General features: G+C 53.3%; 19 protein-coding genes. 6 read left to right on the forward strand and 13 right to left on the reverse strand.

Features of this window, described 5'->3' with window-relative positions:
* Window positions 1–24 precede the first annotated feature (24 nt).
* Together BN3796_RS15865 and gap are read left to right on the forward strand one after the other, a co-directional pair.
* A complete protein-coding gene (locus tag BN3796_RS15865) occupies window positions 25–1,005 on the forward strand; it encodes a GlxA family transcriptional regulator (protein WP_061709339.1) in 981 nt (326 codons plus the stop codon).
* A gap of 78 nt (window positions 1,006–1,083) precedes the next feature.
* Window positions 1,084–2,094: a type I glyceraldehyde-3-phosphate dehydrogenase gene (gene gap, locus BN3796_RS15870; protein WP_061709340.1), complete on the forward strand. Its 1,011-nt coding sequence runs from the start codon at window positions 1,084–1,086 to the stop codon at window positions 2,092–2,094.
* Between the two features lie 51 nt (window positions 2,095–2,145).
* On the opposite strand, the gene leuE is transcribed toward gap, so the two are convergent.
* The 3 genes from leuE to BN3796_RS20335 all read right to left on the reverse strand — a co-directional run bounded on the left by leuE (window position 2,146) and on the right by BN3796_RS20335 (window position 3,269).
* Window positions 2,146–2,778 (reverse strand): leucine efflux protein LeuE, encoded by a 633-nt coding sequence (gene leuE, locus BN3796_RS15875; protein WP_061709341.1) that lies wholly within the window; start codon window positions 2,776–2,778, stop codon window positions 2,146–2,148.
* 76 nt (window positions 2,779–2,854) lie between these two features.
* Window positions 2,855–3,058 carry a KPN_01571 family protein gene (locus BN3796_RS21195; protein ID WP_407681209.1) on the reverse strand — a complete coding sequence of 68 codons (204 nt, stop codon included), beginning with the start codon at window positions 3,056–3,058 and terminating at the stop codon, window positions 2,855–2,857.
* 37 nt (window positions 3,059–3,095) lie between these two features.
* Window positions 3,096–3,269, reverse strand: coding sequence for a YciY family protein (locus BN3796_RS20335; protein WP_148381811.1), 174 nt, complete (start codon window positions 3,267–3,269; stop codon window positions 3,096–3,098).
* 139 nt (window positions 3,270–3,408) lie between these two features.
* Here BN3796_RS20335 and cls point away from each other — a divergent pair, with 139 nt between their 5' ends.
* Both cls and BN3796_RS15885 read left to right on the forward strand, forming a co-directional pair.
* Entirely contained in the window at window positions 3,409–4,869 is a 1,461-nt protein-coding gene (gene cls, locus BN3796_RS15880; RefSeq protein WP_061709342.1) for a cardiolipin synthase, read from the forward strand.
* A gap of 33 nt (window positions 4,870–4,902) precedes the next feature.
* Complete coding sequence (locus tag BN3796_RS15885) at window positions 4,903–5,232, forward strand: HI1450 family dsDNA-mimic protein (protein ID WP_061709343.1); 330 nt, start codon at window positions 4,903–4,905, stop codon at window positions 5,230–5,232.
* A gap of 34 nt (window positions 5,233–5,266) precedes the next feature.
* On the opposite strand, the gene BN3796_RS15890 is transcribed toward BN3796_RS15885, so the two are convergent.
* From BN3796_RS15890 to BN3796_RS15920, 7 genes are all read right to left on the reverse strand, one after another.
* Window positions 5,267–6,097 (reverse strand): ion transporter, encoded by an 831-nt coding sequence (locus BN3796_RS15890; protein WP_148381812.1) that lies wholly within the window; start codon window positions 6,095–6,097, stop codon window positions 5,267–5,269.
* Window positions 6,098–6,144: 47 nt separating this feature from the next.
* Window positions 6,145–7,149 carry a murein tripeptide/oligopeptide ABC transporter ATP-binding protein OppF gene (gene oppF, locus BN3796_RS15895; RefSeq protein WP_061709345.1) on the reverse strand — a complete coding sequence of 335 codons (1,005 nt, stop codon included), beginning with the start codon at window positions 7,147–7,149 and terminating at the stop codon, window positions 6,145–6,147.
* Complete coding sequence (oppD, locus tag BN3796_RS15900) at window positions 7,146–8,159, reverse strand: ABC transporter ATP-binding protein (protein WP_061709346.1); 1,014 nt, start codon at window positions 8,157–8,159, stop codon at window positions 7,146–7,148. The genes oppF and oppD overlap by 4 nt, the downstream gene beginning before the upstream one ends.
* Before the next feature lie 11 nt (window positions 8,160–8,170).
* The gene (gene oppC, locus BN3796_RS15905; RefSeq protein WP_061709347.1) at window positions 8,171–9,079 is read right to left on the reverse strand and encodes an oligopeptide ABC transporter permease OppC; all 909 of its coding nucleotides are present in this window, start codon (window positions 9,077–9,079) and stop codon (window positions 8,171–8,173) included.
* Between the two features lie 14 nt (window positions 9,080–9,093).
* Window positions 9,094–10,014 (reverse strand): oligopeptide ABC transporter permease OppB, encoded by a 921-nt coding sequence (gene oppB / locus BN3796_RS15910; protein WP_061709348.1) that lies wholly within the window; start codon window positions 10,012–10,014, stop codon window positions 9,094–9,096.
* A gap of 84 nt (window positions 10,015–10,098) precedes the next feature.
* A complete protein-coding gene (gene oppA, locus BN3796_RS15915) occupies window positions 10,099–11,730 on the reverse strand; it encodes an oligopeptide ABC transporter substrate-binding protein OppA (protein WP_061709349.1) in 1,632 nt (543 codons plus the stop codon).
* 781 nt (window positions 11,731–12,511) lie between these two features.
* Window positions 12,512–13,159, reverse strand: a complete 648-nt coding sequence (locus BN3796_RS15920) for a YchE family NAAT transporter (RefSeq protein WP_061709350.1) — start codon at window positions 13,157–13,159, stop codon at window positions 12,512–12,514.
* A 492-nt stretch (window positions 13,160–13,651) separates the two neighbouring features.
* Here BN3796_RS15920 and adhE point away from each other — a divergent pair, with 492 nt between their 5' ends.
* Complete coding sequence (gene adhE / locus BN3796_RS15925; RefSeq protein ID WP_061709351.1) at window positions 13,652–16,327, forward strand: bifunctional acetaldehyde-CoA/alcohol dehydrogenase; 2,676 nt, start codon at window positions 13,652–13,654, stop codon at window positions 16,325–16,327.
* A gap of 67 nt (window positions 16,328–16,394) precedes the next feature.
* Here the strand turns inward: adhE and tdk are convergent, their stop codons facing one another.
* Window positions 16,395–17,009 (reverse strand): thymidine kinase, encoded by a 615-nt coding sequence (tdk, locus tag BN3796_RS15930; RefSeq protein WP_061709352.1) that lies wholly within the window; start codon window positions 17,007–17,009, stop codon window positions 16,395–16,397.
* Window positions 17,010–17,560: 551 nt separating this feature from the next.
* Here tdk and hns point away from each other — a divergent pair.
* Window positions 17,561–17,974: a histone-like nucleoid-structuring protein H-NS gene (gene hns / locus BN3796_RS15935; RefSeq protein WP_061709353.1), complete on the forward strand. Its 414-nt coding sequence runs from the start codon at window positions 17,561–17,563 to the stop codon at window positions 17,972–17,974.
* Between the two features lie 204 nt (window positions 17,975–18,178).
* On the opposite strand, the gene galU is transcribed toward hns, so the two are convergent.
* A complete protein-coding gene (gene galU / locus BN3796_RS15940; RefSeq protein WP_061709354.1) occupies window positions 18,179–19,087 on the reverse strand; it encodes a UTP--glucose-1-phosphate uridylyltransferase GalU in 909 nt (302 codons plus the stop codon).
* A 199-nt stretch (window positions 19,088–19,286) separates the two neighbouring features.
* The gene (rssB, locus tag BN3796_RS15945; RefSeq protein ID WP_061709355.1) at window positions 19,287–20,300 is read right to left on the reverse strand and encodes a two-component system response regulator RssB; all 1,014 of its coding nucleotides are present in this window, start codon (window positions 20,298–20,300) and stop codon (window positions 19,287–19,289) included.
* Window positions 20,301–20,335: the final 35 nt, after the last annotated feature.

Here is a 20,335-nt window from a genome sequence, read left to right on the forward strand (position 1 = left end):
TTCGATAAAGGTACTTTTCAGGACATGAAAAAGATCCTGATTATCGTTCCTGACGGCGGCATGCTGTTCGAAGCCGCCGGTATCGCCGACATTCTGATGCAGGCCAACCGGCTGCACCCGGAAGGCCTTTCTCACCCTTGCTATCACATCATTATCGCCACTACCCAGCCCCATCAGGTGATCCACGGCCAGTCCGGCTTAAACCTGCTGGCGGACTATCGCCTGCCGCAGCTGGATCCGCGCGAACCGCTCGACACCATCATCATTACCGGACGTGGCATGAACGAGCAGGAGAGCACTGCCGTGGTGGACTGGCTGCACCTTGCCGCTCCCCACGCGCGCCGGATCGTCTCTGTCTGCGGGGGCGCGATGCTGCTGGCTCAGGCCGGATTACTCGACGGGCGGCGGGCGACAACCCACTGGCGGCTGCTGGAGACGATGCAGGCACACTATCCAACAATCAGGGTCGAAGGCGGCCCGCTCTATATTCAGGATGGTCACATCTGGACCTCAGGAGGCGTCAGTTCCGGGTTCGACCTGACGCTGGCCCTGGTGGAAGAGGATTACGGATTTTCCCTCGCCCGCGATGTGGCGCAGGATATGGTGATGTATCTCAGGCGTCCCGGCGGGCAGCTGCAGTTCAGCCGCTATAACCTGCTGCAGTCCGGCACGACTGGCCCCATCAGCGAGCTGCAAAGCTGGATCCTGCAGAACCTCACCGCCGATTTGTGCGTCGAGAAGCTGGCCGAACGCGTCGCCATGAGTCCCCGTAACTTCACCCGCGTGTTTACCCGTGACGCCGGCGTCTCTCCGGCCCGTTATGTCACCGAGGCGCGTCTGGCCGCCGCCCGGCAGCTCCTGGAGCAGACGCATGATTCGCTGGAGCTTATCGCCGGGAAAAGCGGGTTTGGAACCAGCGTTAACCTGCGCCGCGTTTTTGAAAAGCAGCTCCATCTCACCCCGGGGGAATACCGCCAGCGCTTTCACTGCCGCAAGATGGCTTAATCTGATCCTTTTTTGTCATTTACGCCATATGGCCTGAAGCCTAGAGTAACTCCAGACAACAGAGATAAGGAGTGCATTATGGTTAAGGTCGGTATTAACGGTTTCGGCCGTATCGGACGTAATTTTCTGCGCGCGGCGCTGGGCAACCCGGATCTGCAGATTGTGGCCATTAACGATCTGACGGACAGCAAGACCCTCGCCCATCTGCTTAAGTATGATTCCCTGCTCGGCACGCTGCCGGTGCCTGTAGAGGCGGCGGATGGCGCGCTGCAGGTCGACGGCGAGCGCATCACGGTATTTAGCGAACGCGACCCGGCAAATATTCCATGGAAAGAGGCAGGCGTCGAGGTGGTAATTGAAGCCACCGGGTTCTTCACCGAGCGTGAGAAAGCGGCGGTGCATATCACCCGCGGCGGCGCGAAGCGCGTCATCATCTCCGCGCCGGGGAAGAATGACGATCTGACGGTGGTGATGGGAGTGAATCACGAACTGTACGATCCGGCGCAGCACGCGGTTGTCAGTAACGGAAGCTGCACCACTAACGGGCTGGCACCGGCGGCCCAGGTGCTGCATCAACAGTTTGGCATTGAACACGGGCTGATGAACACGACCCACGCCTATACCAACAGCCAGGCGCTGCACGATCAGCCCGAGAAAGATCTGCGCGGCGCGCGTGCAGCGGCCCTGTCGATTGTCCCTTACTCCAGCGGCGCGGCGAAGGCGCTGGGGAAAGTCATCCCCGCTCTCGAAGGCAAGCTGACCGGGTACTCCCTGCGCGTGCCGGTGCCGGTTGTATCGATTGTGGATCTGACGGTGACGCTGAGCCGAAATGTCACTGCCGAAGAGGTGAATGAGGCCTTCCGTCAGGCTGCCGCCAGCGGGCCTTTGAAGGGGATTCTGGGCTACAGCGACGAACCGCTGGTCTCCAGCGACTATCAGGGCGACCCGCGCTCATCCATTATCGACGGCCTCTCCACGCTGGTGATTGGCGGAAACATGGTCAAGATTCTGGCGTGGTATGACAATGAGTGGGGTTTCTCGAACCGCCTGGTGGATCTGGCGCTGCTGATGGATAAGAAAGGGTTGTAAAAACCGTCTGAACATGGCCAGTCAGGGGTTTTACTGACTGGCCTGCCCTCTCTAGTGCAGCGTGGCGAGACGCGCCGCAAATCCCACGAACAGCAAACCGATCAGCCCGTTGCCCAGTCTGGCGAGTTTTTTACGGCTTTTCAGATAGCGGGTAACAAACGCGCCGGAGAAGATGAGAAAGCTCATATACAGCACGCTGATAAGCTCAAGCGTGGTTGCCAGAATTAAAAACGCGACGCCGGTACCGCGGGCGTTAACGTCTATAAACTGCACAAAAAACGAGACATAAAAGAGAATTGCCTTCGGGTTGGTGAGACTTAATACCAGCGAGCGTTTCATAATCGCGCTGGCAGGCTCCACGCCCCCCGCCTGCTGGTCGCGGTTTCGCGCCATCGACCAGAGAATTTTACCGCCAAGCCAGAGCAGATAGAGGGCGCCCAGGTATTTGACGGTATGAAACAGGAGCGGCGTGGTTTGAATCAGCGCCGCAACGCCAGCCCAGGCCAGAAACATCAGCACCGCATCGCCCATCCAGACCCCAAGCGCCGCCAGATAACCTTTTTTGACGCCGTGGCCTATACCTGTTTTCAGAACAAACAGCGTGTTGGGTCCCGGAACCAGAACAATAAAAATAGCGCCGACCACGTAGGTCCAGAAATTCATCACGCCATATTCAGCTAACACGTTTTTCTCCTTTATTACGCGTAACGGTACTGCTGCCTGACGCTATTGTATGCATAAAACGTTTCCGGAAAAGGTTCTATTGATGTAACCAAAATAGCAGCCAGTATAACAATTCATTTATAAGCGCAAAGAGAGAGGGCATTCCCATCAGTTCGCGCAGCGCATCCATGGCTAAAAGCGCAATTACGACCCAAACGTATGGATTCATTGTTAATTTCTGTGAAGGGTTTGCGCTGATTATACAGGAAAAACGAAACGGAGATGTTAAGAATATTAGCATGCTAATAAACAACAGGCACCGCTAACGGTGCCCTTTTTCATAGATCGTACACGGCAAACACCAGCGCGTTGCGGTGACGACTCTGTCCACATTTTCTGATGGCGTGGATACGTATATTGCGGCGGGATTGGGCTTCAAGCCAGCGGGCTTTTCGGCGGCTCATTTGTCGCAACATGCGCCAGCGCCCGACTTCAGTTCTACTGCGCTTCATGTCTACAACTCTTTCCTTAACAGAGGCCTCATTATAGATCCCCTGCGCCCACATACCAGCGCTTTTATCTGCCGTTTTTATTTGCCAGATGAAGCGGGATGCGTAAACTCATAACAATACGCTTTCAAAAGGATTTTTTATGACGACCTTCTACACCGTGGTGAGTTGGCTGGTCATTCTGGGATACTGGCTACTCATTGCGGGGGTGACGCTTCGCATCCTGATGAAGCGCAGAGCCGTTCCCTCCGCCATGGCCTGGCTCCTGATCATCTATATTCTCCCGCTGGTGGGTATCGTCGCCTATCTCTCCGTTGGTGAACTGCATCTCGGCAAGCGGCGTGCCGAGCGGGCGCGCGCCATGTGGCCCTCCACCGCCAAATGGCTTAACGATCTTAAATCGTGCCACCATATTTTTGCGCAGGAGAATAGCAGCGTCGCCACCTCGCTGTTTAAGCTTTGCGAACGGCGTCAGGGTATTGGCGGCGTGAAAGGCAACCAGCTACAGCTGCTGACCGATTCCGACGACGTAATGCAGGCGCTGATCCGCGATATTCAGCTGGCGCGTCACAATATCGAGATGGTGTTTTACATCTGGCAGCCCGGCGGGATGGCTGATCAGGTAGCTGAATCCCTGATGGCCGCCGCGCGCCGGGGGATCCACTGCCGTCTGATGCTCGATTCCGCGGGCAGCGTCGCCTTTTTCCGCAGCCCCTGGGCCGCCATGATGCGCAATGCGGGCATAGAAGTGGTGGAGGCGCTGAAGGTTAATCTGCTGCGCGTTTTTCTGCGCCGCATGGACCTGCGCCAGCACCGTAAAATGGTGCTGATCGATAACTACATCGCCTATACCGGCAGCATGAACCTGGTCGATCCTCGCTTCTTTAAGCAGGAGGCGGGCGTGGGCCAGTGGGTGGATCTGATGGCGCGTATGGAAGGGCCGGTCGCGACCTCGATGGGAATTGTCTACTCCTGCGACTGGGAAATCGAGACCGGAAAACGGATCCTTCCGCCGCCTCCCGATGCGAATATCATGCCCTTCGAGGAGGCGAGCGGCCATACCATCCACACCATTGCTTCGGGGCCGGGCTTCCCGGAGGATCTTATTCATCAGGCGTTGCTTACCGCCGCCTACTCGGCCCGTGAATATCTGATCATGACAACCCCCTACTTCGTGCCGAGCGACGATCTGCTGCATGCGATCTGTACCGCCGCGCAGCGCGGTGTGGATGTCAGCATTATCCTGCCGCGTAAAAACGATTCGGTGCTGGTGGGCTGGGCGAGCCGGGCATTCTTTAGCGAACTGCTGGCCGCGGGGGTAAAAATTTACCAGTTCGAAGGGGGCCTGCTGCACACCAAGAGCGTGCTGGTGGATGGTGAGCTGAGTCTGGTGGGCACCGTCAATCTCGATATGCGCAGCCTCTGGCTCAATTTTGAAATTACGCTGGTGATTGACGACGCCGGATTTGGCGGCGATCTGGCGGCCGTTCAGGATGATTATATCTCCCGCTCCCGCCTGCTGGATGCGCGGCTATGGATGAAACGTCCTCTCTGGCAACGAATTGCAGAACGACTGTTTTACTTCTTTAGTCCGTTGCTGTAAAACGTGCCCAACGATGTTTAACAGGTAGTCATCATGGAAATGGATCTGAACAACCGCCTGACCGAGGATGAAACGCTCGAGCAGGCTTATGATATTTTTCTCGAACTCGCCGTGGATAATCTCGATCCGGCGGATGTGATCCTCTTTAATCTTCAGTTTGAAGAGCGTGGCGGCGCCGAGCTTTTCGATCCCTCCGAAGACTGGAGCGAGCATGTCGACTTCGACCTCAACCCCGACTTTTTCTCGGAAGTGGTGATTGGCCTTGCCGACACCGACGGCGGAGAGATCAACGATATCTTTGCCCGTGTGCTGCTGTGCCGGGAAAAAGATCACAAGCTCTGCCATATTCTCTGGCGCGAATAAGCCTTTCGCCGGGCCCGCGCCCGGCACTCTCCCCTCAGGGCAAACGCGTACCGCAGTGGTTGCAGAACCGTGCGCTATGTTCATGCCCCGCCTGCTGGCAGTTCGTACATTTACGCAACTGGCGATTCTGAAAAGCGCTACTCATATGGGTGGTAATTAACCCTGTCGGAATGGCGATCACGGAATAGCCGATCAAAATGAGCACCGAAGCCACAATACGTCCGAGCGGCGTGTGGGGCGTAATATCGCCATACCCCACCGTAGTCACCGTCACAATTGCCCAGTAGACCGACGCGTTAAGGGTGGTGAAACCATATTTCGGCCCTTCTATCAGATACATCAGGGCGCCGAAAATAATCATCACGATGGCGATAAACGAATAAAAGATGATGAGCTGGTGGCGGGCGCTGAGGATCGCCTGCCAGAAGACCCGCAGCGACGGCATAAAGCGCAGCAGTTTCAGGATACGCAGCACGCGAATGGCGCGCATCGCCCGCCAGGCAAAGACGTAGCTCAGGCTAATCTCCGGCCACAACCACATCACGTACAGCGGCAGAATAGTGGCCAGATCGATAATCCCCCAAAAGCTGAAAACATATGCCCTGGGGTTCGGCCAGCAGAAGGCCCGCAGCAGATATTCCATCGTGAATATCAGCGTTACTCCCAGCTCCAGCCAGACAAATAGATGCCACTCGTCGAAGGTCAGATGGTATTGCGTACCTAAACCCGACTCGACAAAAATAATCACCACGCTCAGCAGGGCGAAGAGGCCGCAGAGCCCTTCAAAGCGGCGGCCGGAAGGCGTATTAAGATCGAACAGCAGATGATACAGCCGGCGGCGAACGGATGAGATCGTAAAAGACACATTAACCTCGCAAAAAGTAAGGGCTGACATCATGTCAGCCCTTGCGATTATAAAGGGTCTACCTTGAGACAGGAAACCGCATGGCGGAAGCTGCCCTCCAGCACCGGCCGGGTCTGCGCGCACTCCGGGCCTGCCATGGGACAACGGGTACGAAACACGCAGCCCGACGGCGGGTTGATAGGCGAAGGAAGCTCCCCTTCCAGCAGCTGAATGGTCTTATGCTTCTCCAGATCCGGGTCCGGGATCGGCACTGCCGACATCAGCGCCCGGGTGTAAGGATGCAGCGGGTTATGGTAGACCTCGTCATAGGTGCCCAGCTCCACCGCGTGACCCAGATACATCACCAGCACGCGATCGGAGATGTGCTTCACTACCGCCAGGTCGTGGGCGATAAAGATTAGCGACAGCCCCATCTCACGCTGCAGTTTTTGCAGCAGGTTGACGACCTGCGCCTGAATAGAGACATCCAGTGCGGAGACCGGCTCGTCGCAGATAATCAGCTTCGGCTCCAGAATCAGCGCCCGCGCGATACCGATACGCTGGCACTGACCGCCGGAGAACTCGTGCGGATAGCGGTTGACGAGGTTTGGCAGCAGCCCCACCTTCATCATCATCACTTTAACCCGCTCGCGAACCTCCTGACGCGGCATCTTCGGATGGTAGGTGCGCAGCGGCTCCGCGATGATTTCGCCGATGGTCATACGCGGGTTTAATGAGGCCAGCGGATCCTGGAAAATCATCTGGATGTCGCTGCGCACGTCGCGCCACTCGTCCGGCTTCATCCCCAGCAGATCTTTACCAAGCCATGCGACTTTACCGCCGCTGGCTTTCACCAGCCCGATAATCGCGCGGGCAAAGGTCGATTTGCCGCAACCCGATTCGCCCACCACGCCCAGCGTTTCCCCCTCATAGAGGCGCAGCGTGACGCCATCCACCGCTTTTAACGTTTTCGGCGGTTGCCAGAACCACTGTTTGCCATCTTTGATGTCGAAGTGGACCTTCAGATCGGCAATTTCCAGCAGTACGTTGCGTTTTTCATCTATAGCGTTCATACCAGATCCTCCAGCGGCTTATAGCAGGCTCGCAGGCGGCCTGGGGCAAATTCATCCAGCGGCGGCGCGCTGTTACAAATCTCCATCGCGTGCGGGCAGCGCGGCTGGAACGGACAGCCTTTCGGCAGACGGAGCAGGTTTGGCGGGTTGCCCGGGATGGTCAGCAGCGACTCCCCTTCCGCATCCAGGCGCGGCACCGCGTTGAGCAGGCCGATAGAGTACGGGTGAGCCGGATGATAAAAGACATCGCGCGCCTGACCATACTCCATGGTCCGCCCGGCATACATCACCAGCACCTTGTCGCAAATCCCGGCCACGACGCCGAGGTCATGGGTGATCATGATGATAGCGGTGTTAAATTCACGCTTCAGCTCGTTAAGAAGCGTCATGATCTGCGCCTGAACGGTCACATCCAGCGCGGTGGTCGGTTCATCGGCAATCAGCAGCTTAGGCCGACAGAGCAGCGCCATCGCGATCATTACGCGCTGGCGCATCCCGCCGGAAAACTCATGCGGATACATACGCATACGCTTGCGCGCCTCCGGCATTTTTACCGCGTCCAGCATGCGGACCGACTCTTCAAACGCCTCGCCTTTGCCCATGCCCTTGTGCAGCATCAGCACTTCCATCAGCTGTTCGCCCACACGCATATAAGGGTTCAGGGAGGTCATCGGGTCCTGGAAAATCATCGAGATCTGCTCGGCGCGCAGCTTATTCAGCTCGGGCTCAGCCAGATTCAGAATCTCCCGACCGTTAAACGTGGCAGAACCGCCAATCCGGCCATTCTGCGCCAGCAGCCCCATCAGCGCGAAGGCGGTTTGCGACTTGCCGGAACCTGACTCGCCAACGATCCCCAGCGTCTCGCCTGCCCGCAGGCTGAAATTAAGATCGTTAACAGCCGTCACATCACCGTCAGGGGTTTTAAACGTCACGCGCAGATCTTTTACGTTCAGCAGAACGTCGCTCTGCTGTTGCGCCTGAGGCGCCATCGCCGTGTCAATAATTGTCATGGCACCACTCCTTAACGGTCTTTCGGATCGAGGGCATCACGCAGGCCATCGCCGATAAAGTTGAAACAGAACAGGGTTACCACCAGGAAACCCGCCGGGAAGAGCAGCAGCCACGGCGATACTTCCATCGAGTTCGCGCCATCACTCAGCAGCGCGCCCCAGCTGCTCAGCGGCTCCTGGGTGCCCAGACCTAAGAAGCTCAGGAAGGATTCAAAGAGGATCATGCTCGGCACCAGCAGAGAGGCGTAAACCACAACCACACCCAGCACGTTCGGGACGATATGACGCACCACAATGCTGGCGGTGGAGACGCCGCCCACCTGGGCCGCCTCGATAAACTCTTTGCGCTTCAGGCTGAGGGTCTGGCCGCGCACGATACGCGCCATATCCAGCCAGGAGACCATGCCGATCGCCACAAAAATCAGCAGGATGTTCTGGCCAAAGAAGGTCACCAGCAGAATGACGAAGAACATAAACGGGAAGGAGTTCAGGATCTCCAGCATGCGCATCATCACCGAGTCTACCTTCCCGCCCAGATAGCCGGAGAGTGAACCGTAGAGCGTGCCGACAATCACCGCGACCAGCGCTGCGGCGATCCCCACCATCAGGGAGATGCGACCGCCAATCGCCACGCGAACCAGCAGGTCGCGCCCGGACGAGTCGGTGCCGAAATAGTGACCCGATTCCCTGTCCGGTGCGCTGGACATCATGCCCCAGTCGGTATCGAAATAGGTGAACTGGGAGAGCATCGGCGCCAGCGTTACAAACAGGGCAATAATGATTAACACGACCAGGCTGGCGACCGCCGCCCGGTTATGCATAAAGCGACGGCGGGCATCCTGCCAGAGGCTACGCCCTTCCACTTCCAGCTTTTCACTGAAGTTTTCCAGCGCCTCGCTGCTTTTTTTACTCAACATCATGGCGTACTCCGGCGCTAGTAGCGAATTTTAGGGTCGATAACGGCATAGAGCACATCGACAATAGCGTTAAACAGGATCGTCAGCGCGCCGACGAGGATAGTCAGGCTCAGCACCAGCGAGTAGTCGCGGTTGAGCGCGCCGTTAACGAACAGCTGACCAATGCCCGGCAGACCGTAGATGGTTTCAATAACCATAGAACCGGTGATGATCCCCACGAACGCTGGCCCCATATATGAGAGAACCGGCAGCAGCGCGGGTTTCAGCGCATGGCGGAAGATGATACGGCGCATCGGCAACCCTTTCGCCCGCGCGGTACGGATGAAGTTGGAGTGCAGCACCTCTATCATTGAACCGCGGGTAATACGCGCGATGCTGGCGATATAGGCCAGGGAGAGCGCCACCATCGGCAGGATCATGAACTTCAGCGCCCCACCGTTCCAGCCGCCGCCGGGTAGCCATTTCAGCGTAATGGCGAAGATCATCACCAGCAGCGGAGCGACAACGAAGCTGGGTATCACTACCCCCGTCATCGCCACGCCCATGACGGTGTAGTCCCATTTGGTATTTTGCTTAAGCGCGGCGATAACCCCTGCGCTCACGCCAAGCACCACCGCCAGAATAAAGGCCGCAGCGCCTAATTTCGCCGAAACGGGGAAGCTGGAAGCCACCAGATCGTTTACGGAATAGTCTTTATATTTAAAGGACGGTCCAAAATCACCGTGTGCAAGCTGCTTCAGATAATTGAAGTATTGCGTGGTAATGGGATCGTTCAGATGATATTTCGCTTCGATATTCGCCATAACTTCAGGCGGCAGCGTACGTTCACCGGTAAAAGGACTCCCCGGGGCGAGACGCATCATAAAGAAAGAGATGGTAATCAGAATAAAGAGCGTAGGTATCGCTTCAAGACAGCGACGTAGGATAAATTTCAACATTGCCCGTACCTTCTGGCGTGTGCCTATATAGTATGACGAGGGTTAGACACAGTGAGGCAGGCGAGCCTGCCTCACTTATTGCCATTAATGCTTGATAATATACAAGTTCTTAACAGAGATATTATCCATCGGGTCTTTACCGGTATATCCACCTACCCATGGCTTAACCAGGCGGGCGTTGACATAATAGTAAACCGGCACGATCGCAGAGTCTTTATCGAGCTGCTGTTCAGCTTTATTGTAAAGTTCGCTGCGCTGCGCTTCGTCAGTGATTTTCAATGTATCACCGATCAGCTTGTCAAACTCGGCGCTCTTATAGTGCGCGGTGTTGTTCGAGCTGTCGCTCAGCATGGTGTTCAGGAAGGAGGTCGGCTCGTTATAGTCGGCACACCAGCCCGCACGCGCCACATCAAAGGTACCCTGATGGCGGCTGTCGAGGAAGGTTTTCCACTCCTGGTTCTCCAGCTTCACGTTTACGCCCAGGTTTTTCTTCCAGATAGAGGCGACGGCAATAGCCAGTTTTTTATGCAGATCGGAGGTGTTGTAAAGCAGGCTGAAGGTCAGCGGCTTATCTGCGGTATAACCCGCTTCGGCCAGCAATTTTTTCGCCTCTTCATTACGTTTTTCCTGCGACCATTTGAACCACTCCGGCTCGGTCAGCTTAGCGCCATCGGTATAAGGCGGGGTGTAACTGTAGGCTGGCAGATCGCCCTGGTTTTTCACCTTGTTGACGATAATGTCGCGATCCAGAGCGAGCTTCAGCGCGGTACGTACGCGTACATCGGTGAACGGCGCTTTCTGGTTGTTGATTTCGTAATAGTAGGTGCAGAGATAAGGATCGACATGCACCTCTTTAGGGATCTCTTTTTTCAGCTTCTGGAAGAGCTCAATCGGCATGTTGTTATAGGTCATGTCGATTTCACCGCTGCGGTAGCGGTTAACATCCGTCACTTCGGAGGAGATAGGCAGATAGGTTACCTGATTGATAACCGTTTTCGCGTTATCCCAGTACTGGGGGTTACGCTCCAGATCGATACGCTCGTTCACCACCCATGCTTTCAGTTTATAAGCGCCGTTGGTGACGATATTGGCAGGCTGGGTCCACTTATCGCCAAATTTCTCCACCGTGGCTTTGGGTACCGGGGAGACAGACGGGTGAACCAGCAGCTTGTAGAAATAGGGTACCGGCTCGGTCAGCGTCACTTCCAGGGTATTGGCGTCGATCGCTTTCACGCCCAGATCGGTAATCGGTTTTTTACCGGCGATAATATCGTCGATATTGGCAATATGACCATATTGCAGATAGCTCGCATAAGGCGAAGCGGTATTAGGATCCGCCAGACGCTGCCAGCTATATACGAAATCCTGGGCGGTAACGGGCGAGCCGTCCGACCATTTTGCATCTTTACGTAAATGGAAAGTCCAGACTTTAAAATCTTTATTTTCCCATTTTTCCGCTACGCCTGGCGCAGGATGACCGTCAACGTCACTCACCAGCAGACCTTCAAAGAGATCGCGGCTGATGTTGGACTCCGGCACCCCTTCAATCTTGTGCGGATCCAGAGACTGAACCTCAGCACCGTTATTACGAACCAGCGTTTGCTTCTCGGCCAGCTGAACACCGGCAGGCACGTCGGCAGCCATTGCCGCGTTGCCCGCGATTAGCGCAGTTAAAATCCCCGCTGCTACCAGACTTTTTTTTGTGATGATGGACATTGTGTTGATACTCCACTCATTATAATTACTGGCTTTACAGCCAGCCTGTTTAATTTCCCTTGCGGGACCTGAGCAACGCAGGAGTTTATGCTGCTGTCAGGTGGGTACTGCTTGCTATCACCGACTTTATATATTACTGGCGACTCGTCCGGCCACCTTGCGTCGATTCGTGACGCGCCTCCCCTGTTTGAGACACGTGTAATGATCTTATCGAGCATTATTATTTGAAAATAATTCTCATTCGCTAAAATGCGCTTGCTAAATATCACGCCGGAAAGTATCAAATGGCCGAAATGCGCGCCAATACAATTTGCAAATTTGTTAAGCAATTCTCTTTTAAAGAGAGGTCCGGCCGCGTGAGGCGTACCCCGTAAAACGGGCAGTCTATTAAAAAACCAAGTTGATTCAAGGCGGTATAGAAAAAGCTGTCCCCTTTTCCCCGACAACACCTGCAAGCAGGCTCATCGACTGGTTTTTGTACAAAAATTTAACATTTGGTTATTATTTAGCACATTCATCTGGGCGAATGTTGAAATTACTAATATCATTTCAGTAATCGCACAGCAAGCCCAAGAGTATAATGTGAATAAAATAACAGAGATGGCGCACGGAATCGGCGCAAAGAGAGACTGAGAAGAAAGGTAACTGGCTGAAAATAAACGCTTAATTTTTATTAGCGGATTTCATTATAGATGGAGAAAAATTCAACTTAATTTATATGAAATTGTGATATTCACATGAAAGAACGTGGCCAGGGGCCCCGCTCTTTCATACGAAACGCTTATGTCAGCAATCCCGGAAAAATGCTTTTTATCCCGGTGACGATAAATTCGATGCCGAGCGCCATGAGCAACAGACCCATGATACGGGTAATCACGTTAATGCCGGTCTGCCCTAACAGGCGCACCAGCCACGGCGCGATACGAAATAATCCCCAGCAGCAGAGAGCAAAAAGCGCAATCGCAACGGAGAAACCCAGCAGATGACCCCATGTATGGTAACGGGTACCCCAGACGATGGTAGAGCTTATTGCGCCCGGCCCGGCCATCAGCGGCAAAGCCAGCGGCACAACGCCAACGCTTTCGCGAATCGCCGTCTCTGATTTTTCCTGTTTGTTCTGTTTATCTTCCCCCAGCTTACCGCTGATCATCGACATCGCAATCGTCACCACCAGAATGCCGCCGGCGATACGAAATGAATCGATAGAGATGCCAAAGATTTGCAGAATGGAGTCGCCGAGAAAGAGCGAGGTGAGAAGAATAATCGCTACCGACAGGTTGGCCGTCAGGTTCGTTTTGTTTCTGGCTACAGCAGTCTGGTAGCTGGTCATGCTAATAAAGACCGGGATGATACCGACCGGGTTAACCAGGGCGAATAACCCAATAAAGAACTTAAAATAGGTTGAAACGTCAAAGAGCACAGGGGTCACAATCAGCTCCGCAAATCACCATGCCGAAGAAAATGGATAAAAAGAAGAAAACCGTGCTGACAATACGCTTTTTATCAGAACAGTTCACCAGAAATCTGCTTTAACACCTTGTTAAGAAAATGTGTTAATTATTTGTATACGCAATGCATTTTCCGGCTCCATTACTTTTGTAATTATTTAACACTTGAAAATATTGTCCAGAATATGGCTGCTGAAAGGTATCAGCTTTGGTATAAATTGATTCAGATCATGATTTTCGTACTCAGAAGTGAGTAACCTGAGTGTCGTACCGGGGAGCGTCCCCTATCAAAAAAGGATGATGCCAGGATAAGGCTCTTTTAGTAAATTAGCGTTAAGCAGGTTGCAGAGCAAGATAGTAACCCACTGTTTTTATGAGGGTTACGCAAGGGCTACCGCCTCTGTCTATAATGTAATGTTGTCGTATCGATCGCTGGTTTACTAAAAGAGTTTAAACATTATCAGGAGAGCATTATGGCTGTTACTAACGTCGCTGAACTTAACGCACTTGTCGAGCGCGTCAAAAAGGCCCAGCGTGAATATGCCAATTTCACCCAAGAACAGGTTGATAAAATCTTCCGCGCTGCCGCTCTGGCTGCCGCAGATGCTCGCATCCCTCTCGCTAAAATGGCCGTTGCCGAATCCGGCATGGGTATCGTTGAAGATAAAGTGATCAAAAACCACTTTGCTTCTGAGTATATCTACAACGCCTACAAAGATGAGAAAACCTGTGGCGTGCTGTCTGAAGACGACACTTTTGGTACCATTACCATTGCAGAACCTATCGGCATCATTTGCGGTATCGTTCCGACCACTAACCCAACCTCCACCGCTATCTTCAAATCGCTGATCAGCCTGAAAACCCGTAACGCGATCATCTTCTCTCCGCATCCGCGTGCAAAAGAAGCGACCAACAAAGCCGCAGATATCGTTCTGCAGGCCGCGATCGCTGCCGGCGCGCCGAAAGATCTGATTGGCTGGATCGATCAGCCTTCCGTTGAGCTCTCTAACGCACTGATGCACCACCCGGACATTAACCTGATCCTGGCGACCGGTGGTCCTGGCATGGTTAAAGCGGCATACAGCTCCGGTAAACCAGCAATCGGCGTAGGTGCAGGTAACACCCCGGTTGTTATCGACGAAACCGCAGATATCAAGCGCGCTGTCGCATCCGTGCTGATGTCTAAAACCTTCGACAACGGCGTAATCTGCGCGTCCGAGCAGTCCGTGGTTGTTGTGGATTCCGTTTACGACGCCGTACGCGAACGTTTCGCCAGCCATGGCGGCTACATGCTGCAGGGTCAGCAGTTGAAAGCGGTTCAGGATGTGATCCTGAAAAACGGCGCGTTGAACGCGGCTATCGTAGGTCAGCCGGCGTATAAAATCGCAGAACTGGCAGGTTTCTCCGTGCCAGCTTCCACCAAGATCCTGATTGGTGAAGTTAACGTCGTTGATGAAAGCGAGCCGTTTGCCCACGAAAAACTCTCTCCGACGCTGGCTATGTACCGCGCGAAAGATTTCGAAGACGCGGTCGAAAAAGCGGAAAAACTGGTTGCTATGGGCGGTATCGGTCATACCTCTTGCCTCTATACCGATCAGGACAACCAGCCAGAGCGCGTGGCTTACTTCGGTCAGATGATGAAAACTGCCCGTATCCTGATCAACACCCCGGCTTCTCAGGGTGGTATCGGTGACCTCTACAACTTTAAACTCGCCCCTTCCCTGACGCTGGGTTGTGGTTCCTGGGGTGGTAACTCCATCTCTGAAAACGTGGGTCCTAAACACCTTATCAACAAGAAAACCGTTGCTAAGCGAGCTGAAAACATGTTGTGGCACAAACTTCCGAAATCCATCTACTTCCGTCGCGGTTCCCTGCCAATCGCACTGGATGAAGTGATTACTGACGGCCACAAACGTGCGCTTATCGTTACCGACCGTTTCCTGTTCAACAACGGCTATGCAGACCAGATCACCTCTGTACTGAAAGCGGCTGGCGTTGAAACTGAAGTCTTCTTTGAAGTTGAAGCAGACCCAACCCTGAGCGTTGTTCGTAAGGGCGCTGAACTGGCGAACTCCTTCAAACCAGACGTTATCATCGCGCTGGGCGGCGGCTCCCCGATGGATGCGGCGAAAATCATGTGGGTCATGTATGAGCACCCGGAAACCCACTTCGAAGAGCTGGCGCTGCGCTTTATGGATATCCGTAAACGTATCTACAAGTTCCCGAAAATGGGCGTGAAGGCGAAAATGATCGCGGTCACCACCACCTCCGGTACCGGTTCTGAAGTGACTCCGTTCGCGGTAGTTACCGACGACGCCACCGGTCAGAAATATCCGCTGGCGGATTATGCTCTGACCCCGGATATGGCGATTGTCGATGCTAACCTGGTAATGGATATGCCGAAATCGCTGTGTGCGTTCGGTGGTCTGGATGCGGTAACCCACGCGCTGGAAGCTTACGTTTCCGTGCTGGCGTCTGAATTTTCTGATGGCCAGGCTCTGCAGGCGCTGAAACTGCTGAAAGAAAACCTGCCGGCATCCTATAACGAAGGGTCGAAAAACCCGGTAGCGCGTGAGCGTGTACACAGTGCAGCCACTATCGCAGGTATTGCGTTTGCGAACGCCTTCCTCGGTGTTTGCCACTCTATGGCGCACAAGCTGGGCTCTCAGTTCCATATTCCGCATGGCCTGGCGAACGCCCTGCTGATCAGCAACGTTATCCGTTATAACGCCAACGACAACCCGACCAAACAGACGGCTTTCAGCCAGTATGACCGTCCGCAGGCACGTCGTCGTTATGCAGAAATCGCTGACCATCTGGGTCTGAGCCAGCCGGGCGACCGCACCGCAGCGAAGATCGAACGACTGCTGGCCTGGCTGGAAAGCCTGAAAGCTGAGCTGGGTATTCCGAAATCTATCCGCGAAGCAGGCGTGCAGGAAGCTGACTTCCTGGCCCACGTTGACAAGCTCTCTGAAGATGCTTTCGATGACCAGTGCACCGGCGCTAACCCGCGCTACCCGCTGATCGCCGAGCTGAAGCAGATTCTGCTGGATACCTACTACGGTCGTGAATATCGTGAAGGTGAAGCCGCAGTCGCTAACGTTGAGGCACCGGTAAAAGCTGAGAAGAAAGCGAAGAAAAACGCTTAATTGACGCTTCTGTAAAAAACCCGCCGCTGGCGGGTTTTTTTATGGCTGCATATTTCCGGTGAATGACTTATACCCGCACAGGCTCCTGCAGGGCCGCGAGAGAGCCGACGGCCAGCGCCTCCTTGTAATGTTTACGGCAGACTGAAACATAACGCTCGTTGCCGCCGATAACCACCTGCTCCCCTTCCGCAAACGGCTTGCCAGTCTGATCGAGGCGCAGCACCATGCTGGCCTTACGCCCACAGAAACAGATCGTTTTTAATTCGACAAGTTTATCTGACCAGGCGAGCAGATACTGACTGCCTAAAAAGAGCTCCCCGCGAAAATCAGTACGCAACCCATAGCAAAGTACGGGGATATCCAGATTATCGACCACCTCAGATAGCGCATAGACCTGTTCACGGGTCAGAAACTGGCTCTCGTCCACCAGAACGCAGTGTACGGGGTTGCGGGCGTTCTCCGCACGGATATCCTCCAGGAGGTCGGTTTGCGGGTTATAGAGCTTTGCAGGCGAAGATAGACCGATACGCGAGCTGACCTTACCGGCGCCGAAGCGATCGTCGATCTCCGCGGTGTAAACCACCGTACGCATCCCCCTTTCCTGGTAATTATATGAAGATTGCAGCAAGGCGGTAGACTTCCCTGCATTCATTGCGGAGTAGTAAAAATAAAGTTGAGCCATTGGCCTGGTACACCCTTATCAACGTGTAATATTCCCATGACGGGAGTGTACCATATTTTGTCATATGAACAGCCGGGTCCACCGCTGTAACCGGCTGAATCTGCTGTCGCAACCATATATGCGCATCAAAAAATGGCATTAAAAAACAGGGAGTAACTTTCTTTTTTACCGCGTTTTGTATCCTCACGGCATGCGGCAACGTACCTCTTTTTATAATGCTCATTAATGAGGTAAAAATCAGAATCTATAAAAGATTGCGCCATTCTCTGAAGTTTTGCAGGGGTAATACTACGGGTTGATATTTATCCATAGAAACTAAATAAGCTGCGGGATTTGTCACAAAAACAAACACAACGGCATCAGATTATGCCCCGCCAGGTGTTATCAGAGGCGCAGTTCTGAACTTAGAATTTAAGTTAACGTAATTAATATTAATCCTTAATAGAGGATACTTTTTGAATTAATTACATTCCGGGCTATTGCACATCTGTTTTTATCGCTCTATTATTAGGTCAACAAACCACCCCCATTATAAGTTTGAGATTACTACAATGAGCGAAGCACTTAAAATTCTGAACAACATCCGTACTCTTCGTGCGCAGGCAAGAGAATGCACCCTCGAAACGCTTGAAGAAATGCTGGAAAAATTAGAAGTCGTCGTTAATGAACGTCGCGAAGAAGAAAGCGCCGCAGCTGCTGAAATCGAAGAGCGTACTCGCAAACTGCAGCAATATCGTGAAATGCTGATCGCTGACGGTATCGATCCTAACGAATTGCTGAACAGCATGGCTGCTGCTAAAACCGGTACTAAAGCAAAACGCGCTGCGCGTCCGGCTAAATATAGCTACGTTGACGAAAATGGCGAAACTAAAACCTGGACCGGCCAGGGCCGTACTCCGGCAGTAATCAAGAAAGCGATGGATGAGCAAGGCAAACAGCTGGAAGATTTTCTGATTAAAGATTAATCTCCCCTCATCCGCTCTGTCTTAAAAAATCCCGCTTAATGCGGGATTTTTTTTGCCTGGGTTGAGACGAAGCATCTATTCACAACCTGACATATATATCCCGGCGCGGCTGAACTTTCCTTACAAAACCTCTTACGCGCCTTCTGCGGGCACAAAAAAACCGGTGTAGCACGCTATCACCGGTTTATCGTTCATGGCACAGGGTTAGCTTTTAATACCCATGCTTTCCTTGAGCCATGCCTTAAATTCTTCACCCAGCGTATTATGGCGAATACCATATTCCACAAAAGCCTGCATATAACCGAGCTTATTACCGCAGTCATGGCTCTTGCCTTTCATATGATAGGCTTCGACGGTTTCCTTTTCGATGAGCATATCGATCGCGTCGGTCAGCTGGATTTCATCCCCGGCTCCCGGAGGCGTTTTTGCCAGCAGCGGCCAGATTTCTGCGCTCAGAACGTAACGACCCACCACAGCGAGATTAGACGGGGCGGCATTCGCTTTCGGTTTTTCCACTACGCCAACCATCGGCACGCTTTCACCCGGCTGCAGCGGGACGCCCTTGCAGTCGACAACGCCATAGGCGGTCACGTCGGCGACCGGTTCAACCATGATCTGGCTGCTGCCCGTTTCATCAAAGCGTTTAATCATCTCTGCGAGGTTATCCTGAGAGAGATCGGATTCGTATTCATCGAGGATCACATCCGGCAGGATGACGGCGACAGGCTCGTTACCCACTACCGGGTGTGCGCACAGCACTGCGTGCCCCAGCCCTTTCGCCAGTCCCTGACGTACCTGCATAATAGTGACATGCGGCGGACAGATAGACTGCACTTCTTCCAGCAGCTGACGTTTAACGCGTTTTTCCAGCATAGCTTCAAGTTCAAAACTGGTATCGAAATGGTTTTCGATAGAGTTTTTGGATGAATGCGTAACCAGCACAATTTCGGTAATGCCTGCGGCAATACACTCATTGACCACATACTGGATTAATGGCTTATCCACCAGCGGCAGCATCTCTTTTGGAATAGCCTTGGTGGCCGGCAGCATTCTCGTTCCTAATCCCGCTACCGGGATAACGGCCTTTCTCACTTTTGAATTTAGGGCAGCCATTGAAATTCTCCTGAACTGTTCAAGTTTTGAACTTTTTTACATTTAATAACGCATTGAGTATATCAGCCCCCCCGGCTAAACCGGGTCCGAAAAGGGTGCGCTATCGATGAATTAGGATAAATACGAATGAATCTTCTAATGATAGTAGCATCCCGAGGATAACTCGGGTAAAGCTATCTGTTGATGGTGATTCATTTGCTTATTCTGTGGACAACATTAAGCGCAAGCGACCACCCGTACCCCAAATTTGGCACTGCCAGGAGTCGCAGCGGTGGCTTATTTGATTCAAATAGGCGGTACCTAACGTACCGAGCGGAACACCGTTACTGACCTGAATATGGTGCTCCCCGGTATTAAGCGTAGCGTTAAGCCCAGCTGAAACCAGGATAAGATTTTTTAAACCGCTGTGGTAATACCCTACTAACAGTGGGAATTGACCCGGTAAATTGGCCTGGCGGAAAAGATGGTTGACCTGCTTTAACAAACTGCCCAGTTCAGGCAGGCGTTGTCCCTGATGCGACAATTGCTCCTGCAGTAATCCATTAAACAGGGCACGTAATAATAAAGCCGCCAGAACGCCGTTATCTCCCGCTCGCGTAACGTCCAGACAATAAAATGCCAGATCGTCATCAGATAAAGGTGCGATATCCAGGACCAGACCAGGCTGATCGGCGGCGACAAGCTGACGGTAATTTACCCGGCAATGGGAAATTATCTGCTGAACCGGCGGCTGCAGCTCTTGTAAAAGCTTCGACGCGGCGTTGGGGTTACTCACCAGCGCGTCCCAGTCCTGAAAAAGACGCTCCTCCTCTTCCACACGCGAATTGAACATGTTCGGATAGAGGCAGGCAAATACCGTTTCCTTCAGGCGATTTAAATCTTTTACCGGTTTCAACAGGACATCCTGTACACCGAGGCGTAGCGCCTTGGCAATATCAGCCATATTTTCGGTAGCCGAAATCACCAGTATTGGCGTTTGATCGCCTTCGTTTCGCACCCGCTCAACGAATTTGAGTCCATTCATTCGTGGCATAGCCAAATCGCAAATGATCAGATCCATGGTAATACCGCTCATCTTTTCCAGCGCCTCAAGCCCATCCTGGGCAAGCGACGTGGACGCACCGAGCGAGGTTAACCACGAATCCAGCAGCGAGCGGAAAACGGGCTCGTCTTCAACAATCAAAATCTGTTTTCCGGTTAATGGCTGCGTCATGGTCTCTCCCCTGGCTGACGATAGATAAATAGTGG

This window comes from Pseudenterobacter timonensis, assembly GCF_900021175.1.
In the GTDB taxonomy this organism is placed as follows: Bacteria; Pseudomonadota; Gammaproteobacteria; order Enterobacterales; family Enterobacteriaceae; genus Enterobacter; species Enterobacter timonensis.

Bases quoted from the DNA above. Each gene is read 5' to 3' on its own strand.
- BN3796_RS15865 (WP_061709339.1), top strand. From the start codon at position 25: ATGAAAAAGATCCTGATTATCGTTCCTGACGGCGGCATGCTGTTCGAA.
- gap (WP_061709340.1), top strand. From the start codon at position 1,084: ATGGTTAAGGTCGGTATTAACGGTTTCGGCCGTATCGGACGTAATTTT.
- BN3796_RS21195 (WP_407681209.1), bottom strand. From the start codon at position 3,058: ATGCTAATATTCTTAACATCTCCGTTTCGTTTTTCCTGTATAATCAGC.
- BN3796_RS20335 (WP_148381811.1), bottom strand. From the start codon at position 3,269: ATGAAGCGCAGTAGAACTGAAGTCGGGCGCTGGCGCATGTTGCGACAA.
- cls (WP_061709342.1), top strand. From the start codon at position 3,409: ATGACGACCTTCTACACCGTGGTGAGTTGGCTGGTCATTCTGGGATAC.
- BN3796_RS15885 (WP_061709343.1), top strand. From the start codon at position 4,903: ATGGAAATGGATCTGAACAACCGCCTGACCGAGGATGAAACGCTCGAG.
- oppF (WP_061709345.1), bottom strand. From the start codon at position 7,149: ATGAACGCTATAGATGAAAAACGCAACGTACTGCTGGAAATTGCCGAT.
- oppD (WP_061709346.1), bottom strand. From the start codon at position 8,159: ATGACAATTATTGACACGGCGATGGCGCCTCAGGCGCAACAGCAGAGC.
- oppC (WP_061709347.1), bottom strand. From the start codon at position 9,079: ATGATGTTGAGTAAAAAAAGCAGCGAGGCGCTGGAAAACTTCAGTGAA.
- oppB (WP_061709348.1), bottom strand. From the start codon at position 10,014: ATGTTGAAATTTATCCTACGTCGCTGTCTTGAAGCGATACCTACGCTC.
- oppA (WP_061709349.1), bottom strand. From the start codon at position 11,730: ATGTCCATCATCACAAAAAAAAGTCTGGTAGCAGCGGGGATTTTAACT.
- adhE (WP_061709351.1), top strand. From the start codon at position 13,652: ATGGCTGTTACTAACGTCGCTGAACTTAACGCACTTGTCGAGCGCGTC.
- tdk (WP_061709352.1), bottom strand. From the start codon at position 17,009: ATGGCTCAACTTTATTTTTACTACTCCGCAATGAATGCAGGGAAGTCT.
- hns (WP_061709353.1), top strand. From the start codon at position 17,561: ATGAGCGAAGCACTTAAAATTCTGAACAACATCCGTACTCTTCGTGCG.
- galU (WP_061709354.1), bottom strand. From the start codon at position 19,087: ATGGCTGCCCTAAATTCAAAAGTGAGAAAGGCCGTTATCCCGGTAGCG.
- rssB (WP_061709355.1), bottom strand. From the start codon at position 20,300: ATGACGCAGCCATTAACCGGAAAACAGATTTTGATTGTTGAAGACGAG.